The 12,498-nt window shown below is 63.2% G+C and carries 11 protein-coding genes, 1 tRNA gene and 1 riboswitch; of the genes, 8 read left to right on the forward strand and 4 right to left on the reverse strand.

Features of this window, described 5'->3' with window-relative positions; translation table 11 throughout:
• From Q0K23_RS04820 to Q0K23_RS04830, 3 genes are all read left to right on the forward strand, one after another.
• The coding region (locus tag Q0K23_RS04820) for a MoxR family ATPase (RefSeq protein ID WP_294518508.1) at positions 1-612 on the forward strand (612 nt) is incomplete at its 5' end.
• Positions 612-1,619, forward strand: a complete 1,008-nt coding sequence (locus Q0K23_RS04825) for a DUF58 domain-containing protein (RefSeq protein WP_294518511.1) — start codon at positions 612-614, stop codon at positions 1,617-1,619. The genes Q0K23_RS04820 and Q0K23_RS04825, both read left to right, overlap by 1 nt.
• A complete protein-coding gene (locus Q0K23_RS04830) occupies positions 1,616-3,931 on the forward strand; it encodes a transglutaminase-like domain-containing protein (RefSeq protein ID WP_294518514.1) in 2,316 nt (771 codons plus the stop codon). Before Q0K23_RS04825 ends, Q0K23_RS04830 begins: the two co-directional genes overlap by 4 nt.
• A 61-nt stretch (positions 3,932-3,992) precedes the next feature.
• Here Q0K23_RS04830 and Q0K23_RS04835 read toward each other — a convergent pair whose 3' ends face one another.
• Genes Q0K23_RS04835 through Q0K23_RS04845 form a run of 3 tightly spaced genes read right to left on the reverse strand, consistent with a single transcriptional unit; the run spans position 3,993 to position 8,196 of the window.
• Positions 3,993-6,032 carry an ABC transporter ATP-binding protein gene (locus Q0K23_RS04835; protein ID WP_294518517.1) on the reverse strand — a complete coding sequence of 680 codons (2,040 nt, stop codon included), beginning with the start codon at positions 6,030-6,032 and terminating at the stop codon, positions 3,993-3,995.
• Positions 6,025-7,758, reverse strand: a complete 1,734-nt coding sequence (locus tag Q0K23_RS04840) for an ABC transporter ATP-binding protein (protein ID WP_294518520.1) — start codon at positions 7,756-7,758, stop codon at positions 6,025-6,027. The genes Q0K23_RS04835 and Q0K23_RS04840 overlap by 8 nt, the downstream gene beginning before the upstream one ends.
• 57 nt (positions 7,759-7,815) lie before the next feature.
• Positions 7,816-8,196: a MarR family winged helix-turn-helix transcriptional regulator gene (locus Q0K23_RS04845; RefSeq protein ID WP_294518523.1), complete on the reverse strand. Its 381-nt coding sequence runs from the start codon at positions 8,194-8,196 to the stop codon at positions 7,816-7,818.
• Between the two features lie 348 nt (positions 8,197-8,544).
• Here Q0K23_RS04845 and Q0K23_RS04850 point away from each other — a divergent pair, with 348 nt between their 5' ends.
• Positions 8,545-9,390, forward strand: coding sequence for a hypothetical protein (locus Q0K23_RS04850; protein ID WP_294518526.1), 846 nt, complete (start codon positions 8,545-8,547; stop codon positions 9,388-9,390).
• Between the two features lie 46 nt (positions 9,391-9,436).
• On the opposite strand, the gene Q0K23_RS04855 is transcribed toward Q0K23_RS04850, so the two are convergent.
• On the reverse strand, positions 9,437-10,120 hold the full coding sequence (locus Q0K23_RS04855) for a TVP38/TMEM64 family protein (RefSeq protein WP_294518529.1): 684 nt from the start codon (positions 10,118-10,120) through the stop codon (positions 9,437-9,439).
• A 154-nt stretch (positions 10,121-10,274) separates the two neighbouring features.
• On the opposite strand from Q0K23_RS04855, the gene Q0K23_RS04860 reads away from it, so the two are divergent.
• The 4 genes from Q0K23_RS04860 (at position 10,275) to Q0K23_RS04875 (ending at position 12,464) form a co-directional block, all read left to right on the forward strand.
• Entirely contained in the window at positions 10,275-10,520 is a 246-nt protein-coding gene (locus Q0K23_RS04860) for a hypothetical protein (protein ID WP_294518533.1), read from the forward strand.
• Positions 10,521-10,651: 131 nt separating this feature from the next.
• A tRNA-Gly gene (locus tag Q0K23_RS04865) sits at positions 10,652-10,725 on the forward strand.
• A 101-nt stretch (positions 10,726-10,826) separates the two neighbouring features.
• Positions 10,827-11,576 (forward strand): hypothetical protein, encoded by a 750-nt coding sequence (locus Q0K23_RS04870; protein WP_294518536.1) that lies wholly within the window; start codon positions 10,827-10,829, stop codon positions 11,574-11,576.
• Between the two features lie 76 nt (positions 11,577-11,652).
• Positions 11,653-11,752, forward strand: a riboswitch (TPP riboswitch).
• A 76-nt stretch (positions 11,753-11,828) separates the two neighbouring features.
• Positions 11,829-12,464 (forward strand): YkoF family thiamine/hydroxymethylpyrimidine-binding protein, encoded by a 636-nt coding sequence (locus tag Q0K23_RS04875; RefSeq protein WP_294518538.1) that lies wholly within the window; start codon positions 11,829-11,831, stop codon positions 12,462-12,464.
• Positions 12,465-12,498 lie beyond the last annotated feature (34 nt).

The following is a 12,498-nucleotide window of genomic DNA, read 5'->3' on the forward strand; positions in this document are numbered from 1 at the left end:
GACGAGCTCAACCGGGCCACCAGCCGCACCCAGTCCGCCCTGCTGGAGGCCATGGAGGAGGGCCAGGTGACGGTGGACGGCGTGTCCCACCCGGTGCCCCGGCCCTTTATCGTCATCGCCACCCAGAACCCGGCGGGGGCTGCGGGCACCCAGCTGCTGCCCGACTCCCAGATGGACCGGTTCATGGTGCGGCTGTCCATCGGCTACCCCGCCCCCGAGGCGGAGAAGGAGATGCTCCGCCGCCGGCAGGGGGGCAACCCCCTGGACAGTGTGGAGCGGGTGGTGGACCACGGCGGCCTGCTGGACCTTCAGAAGCAGGTGGACGCCGTCCACCTGTCCGACCAGGTGCTGGACTATATCGTGGCTCTGGTGGGGGCCACCCGGGTCCACCCCATGATCGAGCAGGGGGCCAGCCCCCGGGCCTCTCTGGCTCTGTCCGCCATGGCCAAGGCCGCCGCCTTTGTCCAGAACCGGGACTACGTGCTGCCCGAGGATGTGACCATGGTGTTCAAGGACACGGTGGCCCACCGGCTCATCCTCTCCCCCAGAGCGGGCGAGAACAACCCGCTGGAGGACGTGATGCGGGCGGTGACGCCGCCCAAGGTGCAGTAATGGCCCGGTGCCGGGTGGGGTATCTGCTGGCGCTGGGGGCGGCGGTACTCTTTTTCGTGTGTTTCAACGGATATTTTTCCTTCTATGTCCTGGTGCTCGCTCTGGTGTTCCCCCTGTTCTCTCTGCTGGTGAGCCTGCCGGGCATGCTGGGCTGCGCCGTGGAGCTGGGCCTGTCTGCCCGGGCTGTGCGCCGGAACGAGACGGCGGAGGCCCAGCTCACTGTCATCAGCCGCAGCCGCCTGCCGGTGGCGCGGCTGACCGTGGACCTGAGATGGGACAACGCCATGAACGGCCAGTCCGGCGGAGCCCGGGTCAAGCTGTCCGGGGCGTCCCTGGGGGCGGTGCGGCGGGAGAGCCTGCCCACCGGCCACTGCGGCATGGTGCGCTGCCGGGCGGCGCGGGTGAGGGTGTGCGACCTGCTGGGGCTGTTCGCTTTCCGGCGGCCCATTCCCCCGGCGGCCGAGCTGGCGGTGCTCCCCCTGGACCTGCCCCCCGAGCCGGTGCCGGCCCTGCTGGGGGCGGAGAAGAACCAGGTCATGCGGCCCCGGCCCGGCGGCGGCCCCGGCGAGGACTACGACCTGCGGCCCTACCGGGCTGGGGACCCCCTCCGCTCGGTCCACTGGAAGCTGTCCACCAAGGTGGATGCCCTGGTGGTGCGGGAGACTCTGGAGCCCCAGAAGGCCGTCATTGTCCTGAGCTTTGACCACTTCGGCACGCCGGAGGACCTGGACCTGATTCAGGACCGGCTGGAGGCGGTGTCCCGCGCCCTCATCGAGCGGGAGCGGCCCCACGCTGTCCGATGGCTGGAGGAGGGGGCGGGCCGGGTCAGGGAGCGGAAGGTGTCCAGCCTGACCGACCTGCGGGCCTGCCAGTGGGAGATATTCTCCACCCCCGCCCCCGCTGACGGCCACACCGCGGCGGCCAGACTGAACGGGGGCGGCGGCGCTCTGGTCCGCAGTCTCCACATCACCGCCGGGGACGGCAGGGGAGAGGAGGGTGCCCAATGAAAGAAAATCTCACCCTCACCCGCCGCACAGCGGTGGTCCTCTCCGATTGCCTGATGCTCTTCCTGGGCCTGTACGGCACGGTGTTCTGCCTGATCTCCGCCTTCCACCTGCCGGTGGACTACCGGACCATCACCGTCACCTGCCTGGTATGCGCGCCCCTCTTTACAGTGGTGTTTTCCCTGCCCTGGCGCTGGGCCAGGGGGGCGCTTTATCTGGGCTGTGCCGCCGCTGTGGCGGTGACGGCCTGGCGCTGGCTGGATCTGCTGGAGCTGGGCGGCCTGGTGCTGGCCCGGCAGGTGGTGAACACCTTTGCCTGGGCTCTGGGCAGCAGTGTGACCCTGGATATCACATCCCTGACCGGCGAGACCACCCTGGGGAGCGAGGCGGCGGCCATGACCGCTCTGTTCCTCCTGCTGACCGTGGCCCTGGCCTTCTGGATCGGGTGGCTGTGGCAGCGGATGCGGTCCTTCTGGCTCACCTTCTGGGGCACCTTCCCGCTGCTGGCGCTGCCGCTGTCGGTGACCGTAACCCCGGGCTGGACGCCCCTGCTGATGCTACTCCTGTTCTGGGGCGTGGGCCTGCTGGTGCGCCAGGCCAACAAGAAGGACCTGTCCGGCAGCGCCAAGACCGTGCTCATGACGCTGCCCCTGTGCGCCCTGCTGCTGGCGGGGCTGGGGCTGGCCCTGCCCAGGGAGGAGTACGAGCAGACCGACTGGGCGGCGGAGGCCCGGCTGGAGATCATTGACCGCCTGGCGGCGGCCGGGCGGGGCATGGCCAACGCCGGGGCGGACCTGGGCCTGGCCTCAGGCTCCGACCAGATCGACCTGAGCCGGGTGGGGCCTCTGGACTTTGACGGCGACACGGCCCTGCGGGTGCGCAGCGAGACCACCGGCCACATCTACCTGCGTGGCTTCTCCTCCGCCGTCTACACCGGCGGCGGCTGGGAACAGCTGTCCGACGAGGTGTACCAGCAGATGCGGGAGGGGTGGACGTTTACCGTGCCCGATATGGCGGCTATCTCCTCCATGAAGAGCGGGACGGAACTGCAGATAGACGGCATCGGGGACTACCAGCCCATCAACTTCCCCGCCATGGCGGACGCCGATGCAGATTCTGTCCGCATCGAGGTGGAGAACGTGGGGGCGGCCGACCGGTTCGTGTACACCCCCTACCAGCTGAACACCACTCCCGACCGGATGACCGGCGCGGAGTTCGTGGGGGACGCCTATCTGGCCCGGGGCACCGGCGTGTGGACCCACATCCTCTACGCCCGTGAGACGGCCAGTCCCCTCAGGGCCAGGCTCACGGGGGATGCCGCACAGGCGGAGGAGAGCTACCGGTATTTCGTCTATGAGAACTACCTTCAGCTCCCCGAGGAGCTGAAGCCGGAGATTGACGGGCTGGTGCAGGACCTGGCGGGCTGGAACAGCCCGGAGGCCATGGCGGAGATGGAGGCGAACATGGATCAGGGGGTACCGTACGCTGTGTCCCTGACCCGGTACATCGCAGCCTATCTGTCCTCCATCGCCGTCTACGACCCGGACACCCCCGCGGCCCCGGATGGCACGGACTTTGTCACCCACTTCCTGGACGAGGGCCGGGGCTACTGCATGCACTTCGCCACCACCGCCACCCTGATGCTGCGGAGCATCGGTCTGCCTGCCCGGTATGTGTCCGGCTATGTGGCGGACACGGTGGCGGGGGAGTGGGTGGATGTGCCCGACTACAACGCCCACGCCTGGGTGGAGGTGTACCTGACGGGGTACGGCTGGCAGCCGGTGGAGGTGACGCCGGGCTACGACGGTACCTTTGCCTGGGAGAAGGAGCCGGAGGAGACGCCGGAGCCCACCGAGACCCAGGCCCCCGAGACCACCCCCGCGCCCACCCACAGCCAGGCGCCGCGGCCCACCTGGGAGCCAGCGACGCCGGAGGGGACAGAGGAGCGGGAGCCCCTCAGCCCCTGGCTGTGGCTGCTGGCCATTCCTGCTGTGCTGGTGCTGGCGGTAGCCGGTCTGGTGCTCCGCCGCCGTCTGGCGGCCCGGAGCAGAGCCCGTAAGTTCGGACAGCCCGATCCCAACCGGGCGGTGATCGAGATGTACCTCTACATGGAGAAGGTGGCCGCCCACACCGGCGGGACCGTGGACCAGACCCTGGAGACCCTGGCCAAGAAGGCGACCTTCAGCGCCCACGTGCTGACGGCCCAGGAGCGGGAGACCGCCCGCGCTCTGACGGAGCAGGGGGCCGAAGCGGCGGACCAGAGCCGGAGCAGACTGGACCGGCTGGTGTTCCGGTACGTTCTGGGACTGTATTGAGCGAAAAAAGCCTGCCGGACGCATATGCGTCCGGCAGGCTTTTTGTATGGGATGAATGGTCTTACTCCAGCTCGAAAGCGCCGGTGTAGAGCTGGTAGTACACGCCGTGCTGGGCGATCAGGTCCTCGTGGCTGCCCCGCTCAATGATGCGGCCGTGATCCAGCACCATGATGGCATCGGAGTTGCGGACAGTGGAGAGCCGGTGGGCGATGACGAACACGGTCCGCCCGCTCATCAGGCTGTCCATGCCCCGCTGGACCAGGGCCTCGGTGTGGGTGTCGATGGAGGAGGTGGCCTCGTCCAGGATCATGACCGGGGGATCGGCCACGGCGGCCCGGGCGATGGCCAGCAGCTGCCGCTGGCCCTGGGACAGGTTGGCGCCGTTGCCAGTGAGCATGGTGTCGTACCCCTGAGGCAGGCGGCGGATGAAGTCGTCGGCGTTGGCCAGCACGGCGGCGGCCTCCACCTCTTCGTCGGTGGCGTCCAGGTTGCCGTACCGGATGTTCTCCCGGACGGTGCCGGTGAACAGGTTGGTGTCCTGGAGCACAATGCCCAGGGAGCGGCGCAGGTCGCTCTTGCGGATGTTGTTGATGGAGATGCCGTCGTAGCGGATCTTGCCGTCGGCGATGTCGTAGAACCGGTTGATCAGGTTGGTGATGGTGGTCTTGCCCGCGCCGGTGGCGCCCACGAAGGCCAGCTTCTGGCCGGGCTTGGCGAAGAGGGTGATGCCGTGGAGGATGGTCTTGCCCTGCTCATAGGCGAAGTCCACGCCGTCGAAGCGCACATCGCCGGAGAGCTTGACCAGGTAGTGGTCCTCCCCCTCCACGTTGCGCACGGGGCCCTGAATGATACGGTAGGAGGGGCCGGTCTCGGTCTCCGGGTATTTCCAGGCCCAGGCGGAACCCGCCTCCGGCTTTTTCAGCTCCTTAAGGCTTCCGTCCTCCCGGGTGCGCACCGGCACCATGGTAGCGCCCACGCCGTGGGGTACCTTCCAGGCCCAGAGGTTGGTCCGCTTCTCGCTCTCCTCCAGCTGGCTGCCCGACTTGTCGTAGGACACGTTTACCAGGGTGACCACGCCGTGGTCCTCCTCGGGGGCCTCGTCCATCAGCTGGAAGATACGCTCGGCGCCGGCCAGACCCATGATGACGGAGTTGAGCTGCTGGGAGATCTGGCTGATGGGGTTGCTGAAGCTCTTGGACAGCTGGAGGAAGGAGGCGATAACGCCCAGGGTGATGCCGGTATCGAAGCCGCCCAGGGCCATCAGGCCGCCGGCCATGGCCACGATGACGTACTGGATGTTGCCGATGTTGATCATGATGGGCATGAGGATGTTGGCGTACTTGTTGGCCTGATAGGCACTGTCGCACAGGGCGTCGTTGACCTCGTCAAAGCCCTTCTCGGCCTCCTCCTCGTGGCAGAAGACCTTGATGACCTTCTGGCCGTTGATCATCTCCTCGATGTAGCCGTTCAGGTCGCCCAGCTTCATCTGCTGGCGGATAAAGTACTTGGCGCTGCGGCCGGCGATGTAACGGGTGACCACCAGCATGCAGCCCACGCACAGCAGCACCACGATGGTGAGCCACACGTTCTTGAACAGCATGGCGAAGAAGGTGACGGCGATCATGACCACCGAGTTGAACATCTGGGGGATGCTCTGAGAGAGCATCTGGCGCAGGGTGTCCACGTCGTTGGTGTACACGCTCATCACGTCGCCGTGGGCGTGGGTGTCAAAGTACTTGATGGGCAGGGTCTGCATGTGGCTGAACAGGTCGTCGCGGATGGTCTTCTGCACGCCCTGGGAGATGGTCACCATGATCCGGTTGTAGGCCAGGGTGCACAGGGCGCCGGTGACGTACAGGCAGGCCATCATGACGAGGGCCTGGAGCAGGGCGGTGTATACCGGGGTCTCCATGGTCAGCAGGGGGGCGATGTAGTCGTCGATGAGGGCCTGGAGGAACAGGGAGCCGCCCACGGAGGCCACGGCGCTGACCAGGATGCACAGCAGCACCAGGAAGAAGCGGAACTTGTAGCCGGCAAACACATAGCTGAGGATCCGACCGGCAGTATGACGTCTGTTGAAGGGCTGGGCTTTCTTATTCATCGTCGCTGCCTCCCTTCGTCTGGGAATCGTAGATTTCGCGGTATGTCTGGCAGGTCTTGAGCAGCTCCTCATGGGTACCCATGGCGCTGATCTTTCCGCCCTCCATCACCAGGATCTTGTCCGCGTCCTCGATGGAGGAGATACGCTGGGCAATGATGAACTTGGTGGTGTCGGGGATCTCGGTCCGGAAGGCCTGGCGGATGAGGGCGTCGGTCTTGGTGTCCACGGCGGAGGTGGAGTCGTCCAGGATGAGGATCTTGGGCCGCTTCAGCAGGGCGCGGGCAATACACAGACGCTGCTTCTGGCCGCCGGACACGTTGGAGCCGCCCTGCTCGATGTGGGTGTTGTACTTGTCGGGGAACTCCTGGATGAAGGGGTCGGCCTGGGCCAGACGGCACATGCGGACCATCTCCTCATCGGTGGCGTCGGCGTCGCCCCAGCGCAGGTTCTCCTTGATGGAGCCGGAGAAGAGCACGTTCTTCTGGAGTACCATGGCCACCTGCTGGCGCAGGGCCTCCATGTCGTAGTCCCGGACGTCCACGCCGCCCACCAGCACCCGGCCCTCGGTGGCGTCGTACAGGCGGGGGATGAGCTGGACCAGGGTGGTCTTGGAGGTGCCGGTGCCGCCCAGGATGCCCACGGTCTCGCCCGACTTGACGGTCAGGTTCACGTCCTTCAGGCACTCCTTATTGGGGTCGTTGGCGTAGCTGAAGCCCACGTTCTCAAAGACCACGGAGCCGTCCTTCACCTCGGTGACGGGGTTGGGACCGTTCTTCAGGTCGCTCTCCTCGCTGAGCAGCTCATAGATACGCTCGGCGGAGGCGCGGGCCAGGATGATCTGCACCAGCACCATGGAGCACATCATCAGGCTCATGAGGATCATCATGATGTAGCTGAACATGCTGGTCAGGTTGCCGGTGGTGATCTCGCCGCCCACCACCAGATGGGCGCCCACCCAGGACACGGTCAGCATACAGCCGTACACGCACAGCTGCATCAGGGGCGCATTGAAGGAGATGAGCTTCTCGGCCCTGGTGAAGTCGGTGAAGATCTCGTTGGAGACGTTGCCGAACTTGGCCCGCTCGTGGTCCTCGCGGACAAAGGACTTGACCACCCGGATGCCCAGCAGGTTCTCCTGCACCACGTTGTTGAGCCAGTCGTACTTCTTGAACACCCGCTCGAAGATGGGGTGGGCGTTGGTCATGATGAGGAACAGGCCCAGAGCCAGGATGGGGATGACAATCAGGAAGATAAGGGCCAGCTTGGGGCTGATGGTAAAGGTGAGGGCCCAGGCGCAGATGAGCATGATGGGGCAGCGCACGGCGATGCGGATGATCATCATGAAGGCCATCTGCACGTTGGTCACGTCGGTGGTCAGGCGGGTGATGATGCCGCCGGTGGAGAACTTGTCGATATTGGAGAAGGAGAACTTCTGCACGTTGCGGTACATCTCCCGGCGCAGATTGCGGGAGAAGCCGGTGGCGGCCTTTGCGGCGAAGCGGCCGGACAGGGCGCCGAACAGCAGGGCCACCAGGGCCATCACCACCAACAGTACGCCGTACCGCACGATGTTCTCCATGCTCCCGGCCTCGATGCCCTTGTCGATGAGCTGGGCCATCATCATGGGGATCAGAACATCAAAGGCCACCTCGAAGATAACGAAGATGGGGGTCAGGATGGTGTCCCGCTTGTACTCCTGAATACAGGCGTTCAGACGTTTGATCATGAAATCGCTCCTTTGCAGTTGGAATCGTGAGAGTGCAGGGACCGGCTGTCCCGGGGGCTAATCCAGCAGATTGCGCTGAATTTTCCGCGCCGTGGCGATGAACTGCTCCAGTTCTTCCGCCGTCAGGCCGGCGGTCATGAGGGCCTCGGCGATCTGGAATTTCTCCGCAATTTCCGCGTGGATGGCCATGGCTTTTTCCGTTGGGACCAGCTTTTTCAGCCGCGCGTCCTGGGGGACGCTCTGGCGGGTGAGCATACCGTCCCGCTCCAGGTTCTGGAGAAACCGGGAGGCGGTGGAGCGGCGGATGCAGAACACCTCTTCCACGTCCCGCTGATAGAGCTCACGGTCCAGGTGGTCGCAGAGAAAGCCCATGATGAGTCCCTCCGTCTCAGTGATGCCGTGGCGGTCCTCAGGCGGGGGGGGGGTGAGCTCCATCATTTTCCGACGGAGCAGATTGGACAGGCTGCGGATGACAAAGCCAACGGAGTTCTGGCGCTGTATGGCGATCTACCCCCTCACTTTAGTTAGATTGCTAACATATTATAGTGAGATAAAAAATAGATGTCAATAGGGGAAATGGGAATTTACTCTTTGACAAAAAAAGAGAAGGAAGAAGGTTAAAAAATAGACAAAAATCCAAAATATCAGAAGAAGGGGAAAACAATTGCCAAGGGGTCAAGTTTTCCCGGGAAGGGGAATTGCAATCGGCGGAGGGACGTGCTAACATGTAAGCTACCAGATGAAAGCCCCTGCCGGCAGGGGTGGATTGAGACCAGGTGATGAAGGGTGAAATATTTCTATGGGGCCGGAAAGAGGGGGCCCTATTTTGAAGGCTGGCAGTTCCGGCACCAGGCGCCCGGCGGCGAGACGCTGTCCCTGTTTCCGATGCTGCGCATCGACAGGGCGGGGGGCACCACGGCGTCCGTCCGGGTGGAGTCCCGGGAGGGCACGTGGAACATCAGCTGTCCGGGAGAGAGCTTCCAGGCCTCCGAGGGGCTGTTCCAGGTGTGGGTGAAGGGCAGCCTCTTCAACCGGAAGGGGCTGTGGCTGGACCTGCGGACCGGAGGCATGACCCTGTGCGGCGAGCTGCGGTACGGCCCCTTTACGCCGCTGAAGTACGATTTGATGGGGCCGCTGGGGGCGCTGCCCGTGTTCCCGGTACGCCGGGGGGTCATCAGCATGGGCCACCGGCTGGAGGGCGTTCTGCTGCTCAACGGCCGGCGCATCGACTTCACCGGCGGCACCGGGTTTATTGAGACGGTCCGGGGCACCGACCGGCCTTCTACATCTCTGTGGAGCCAGAGCATCTGGCGTGAGGAGCGGAGCAACAGCATCCTGGTCAGCGTGGAGCGGGTGTCCACCCTGGCGGGGCCGCGGGTCAGCTGCCTGTGCGCAGTGCTCTACGGCGGACGGGAGTACCGCCTGGTCTCCTACCGCGGGGCCAGCGTGGAGCAGTGGTCTCCGGCGGGGACCTTGATCCGGCAGGGCGCCCTGCGCCTGGCCGTGGAGCCGGCGGGAGAGGGGGAGCATCCCCCCGTCCGCTACCAGCTCTGGGACGGGGACAAGCTACTGTTCGACCACCTGGACCCCTGGGCGGGCTACCGCTTCACCGAGGAGAAAAAGGACAGCTGAACAAAGCAGGAGGGAGGACGCTCACAGACCGAGCGTCCTCCCTTTTTTAGTGTTTGAATTTTTCCAGCAGGCGGGCCTCCCACTGGTCGCCGTACTTCATGGCGGCCAGGAACAGAGCCAGACCGGCCAGACCGATGAGGGCCATGGCCCAGATGGGGACGGCGATCACCGAGCTGCCCACAGCCGAGGCCACCAGCAGGCCCCAGGGCCGGGTGAGGACCACGATCACCAGGAAGCGGGGGAGGCCGATGTCGGTCAGACCCGCCAGGATGCAGATCAGGTCGTCGGGGAAGAAGGGGAAGAGAAAGACCAGCGCCAGGAACACGTCCCGCTTGCGGCGGATCACCTCCAGGTATCGATCGGACACCTTCTGGCTGACAAAGCGGCCGGCGAAGGACTGGCCCAGCACCCGGGCCAGCCAGAACACCACCACGGAACCCAGCACCACCGCCCCTGCCGTGAGCAGGAAGGCGGGCCACATGCCGAAGAGCAGTGCGCCCCCTGCGGCGGTGATGTTGCTGGGGATGGGCGCGATGACCACCGAGGCCAGCTGGACCAGGAAAAAGACCAGGTGGGAGTAGGGGGAGAACCGGGTGATGTAGTCCTGGATGCCGTCCAGGGATCTGGCGGCGGAGAAAAAGCCGGTGTTCCAGAGGAAAAGGAAGATGCCGCCTAGGATCAGAATGGTGAGGATCAGCGTGGCGATCCATTTTTGATTTCTTTTTTTCATATGCCAAGCCCCTTGTCTTGCGCTGCCGGGATGGGAGCCGGACGACCATATCCGACATCCATTACCATAAGGCTACCACAGGGAGATAAAAGATGCCATAGGGAAAAGGTTAAGATTGTTTGAATAAATAGAAAACACGCGGCAGGCGCTCCTTTTGAAAGCCATAAAAAAGGCGGCCCCGGCCGAAACCGGAAGCCGCCCCAATAAACAAAAAGCCACACCGCAGCCGGTGTGGAACTTCTGTGTCGCACGGTATGTACTGTCGAGTTTATCGATCGCTGACGATAACCTGCTCATCGCCGCCAAAAATCAATTCGTCGACATCCGTGCTCTGGATGTCAGTCCACTTCATGGCCTCAACCCCCTTTCTGGATTTGATGACTTTATTATAGTGCAGTGAAGGTCAAGAAACAAGGGACAATTGTACAAAATTGATAAATAAATTGTAAACAAACTGTGTATTTTTGTGTCGCAAAAAATTCCTTGCTATTTTCTGCCCTGTGTGCTATACTATCAAAGTCAATTTCAGATGCAGGTGTAGTTCAATGGCAGAACGTCAGCTTCCCAAGCTGAACACGAGGGTTCGATTCCCTTCACCTGCTCCAGCATAAGAAACCTGCTTTTGACCCGGGTCAAAAGCAGGTTTCTTATGCGTTTTATTGGTCCCGTTTCGCCGTTCCGATACAGATAGAAAAGGAAGAATGAGATGTCTGCCACAAGAAAGACCTACTTTGCCCGGCTGGTGGGGCGCTGCCTGATTTTTATACTGTGCGTCCTGATGTACCTGTTCTGGCGGGCGCCCTTTGCCGTGTTGGACGGGTGGAACTTTTTCAAAATGCTCTCGCCGCTGCATCTGCTGTGGGGCGTATGGGTGGTGGACATGTTTCTCCAGATCATCCCCATCCGGAACAAGGTCCCCCTGGGCTCACAGAAGCTCTTTGCCAACCGCTTCAGGCCCATCCGGGACAAGATCAACTATGAGGCGCTGAGAAACTATATCGTGGACATCACAAAGAGCGCATATAAGGTGTTTATCCTCTGGTGCCTGCTGATCGCGGGGATCGGGGCGCTGTACTATTCCGGCGTGATCGACAAGGTCACGCTGTTCATGATCTCCGTGCTGTTCTATGTGTGCGACCTGATCTGCGTGCTGATCTGGTGCCCCTTCCGGCTGATTATGAAGAACCGCTGCTGCACCACGTGCAGGATCTTCAACTGGGACCATCTCATGATGTTTTCGCCGCTGATCTTTATGGGCGGCTTTTTTGCGGTCTCCCTGGTACTGATGTCCGCGATGGCGTGGCTGGTGTGGGAGCTGTGCGTCATGATGTACCCGGAGCGGTTCTGGGACCGCTCCAACGCGGCCCTGAAGTGCTCCGAATGCACGGACAAGCTCTGTACTCAGTACTGCCGCAGATTGCGCGGCGGGGATGAGGCGGCGGCAGGGCACCGGTGAGCTGGAATGGGAGTCCGGATTCTTGACAGCGCTTTTCCACAGTGCTATAGTAACACCTGAAAATTGAATCACGACGATGGAATTCTGGGGGGACTCTGCGGAGTTGAGAAGGTAAAACCTGACCCTATGAACCTGATCTGGCTCATACCAGCGTAGGGAAGCAATTCTGTACCGTTCTCCGAAAAAGACGTGAACAAAGGGTGCTTTCCCCAGGGAAGGCGCCCTTTTTATTTTTAGAAAGAAGGAATTTTTATGACAGAACCCAAGAGCTGTTGCTGCTGCCAGCGGGAGGACCTGCCCTGGTCGGGGCGGGGCGCCACGCTGGATATCTCTGGCTGCCGCTTCTCCCTGTACCCCATGGACTCGGACTTTGTGTCCATCATCCTGGGCGCGCTGGAGAAGACCGACACCTCCGCCGTGTGGAGCCAGTCGGACGCCCTGTCCACCGTCTACCGGGGCAGGCTGCCCTATGTGGTGGACGCGGTGGAGGGCCTGTTCATCAACGCCTTCCGCGAGGGGGTCCACATGGCCCTGGAGTGCCAGTTCTCCAAGGGCTGCCCCGGCGACTGCGACGGGGACAGCTTCCTGGGCTGGGAGGGGGAGGCCCCCAACGCCGCCGTGGTGGCGGGCGCCCACTTCCCGGTGCTGTGCAAGATCGCCCTCTACCCCATGGGCGTGCCCGACTACATCGACCACATCGCCAAGGTGTGGCACATGGCGGAGGACGCCGGCCTCCAGCCCACCAGCATCCACTACGCCACCCGTCTGACCGGCGACGTGCAGGATGTGTTCCGCTATCTGGAGTCGGTGTGCCGTCTGATGGAGCAGTCCGTGCCCCACTACATCCTCCACTGCACCCTGTCGGTGAACAGCCCCACGCAGGAGTAAGACCTACATACATATATAAAAGGAGAATGGTTCC

The sequence above is a fragment of the uncultured Pseudoflavonifractor sp. genome (genome assembly GCF_944387275.1).
GTDB classification, from domain to species: domain Bacteria; phylum Bacillota; class Clostridia; order Oscillospirales; family Oscillospiraceae; genus Pseudoflavonifractor; species Pseudoflavonifractor intestinihominis.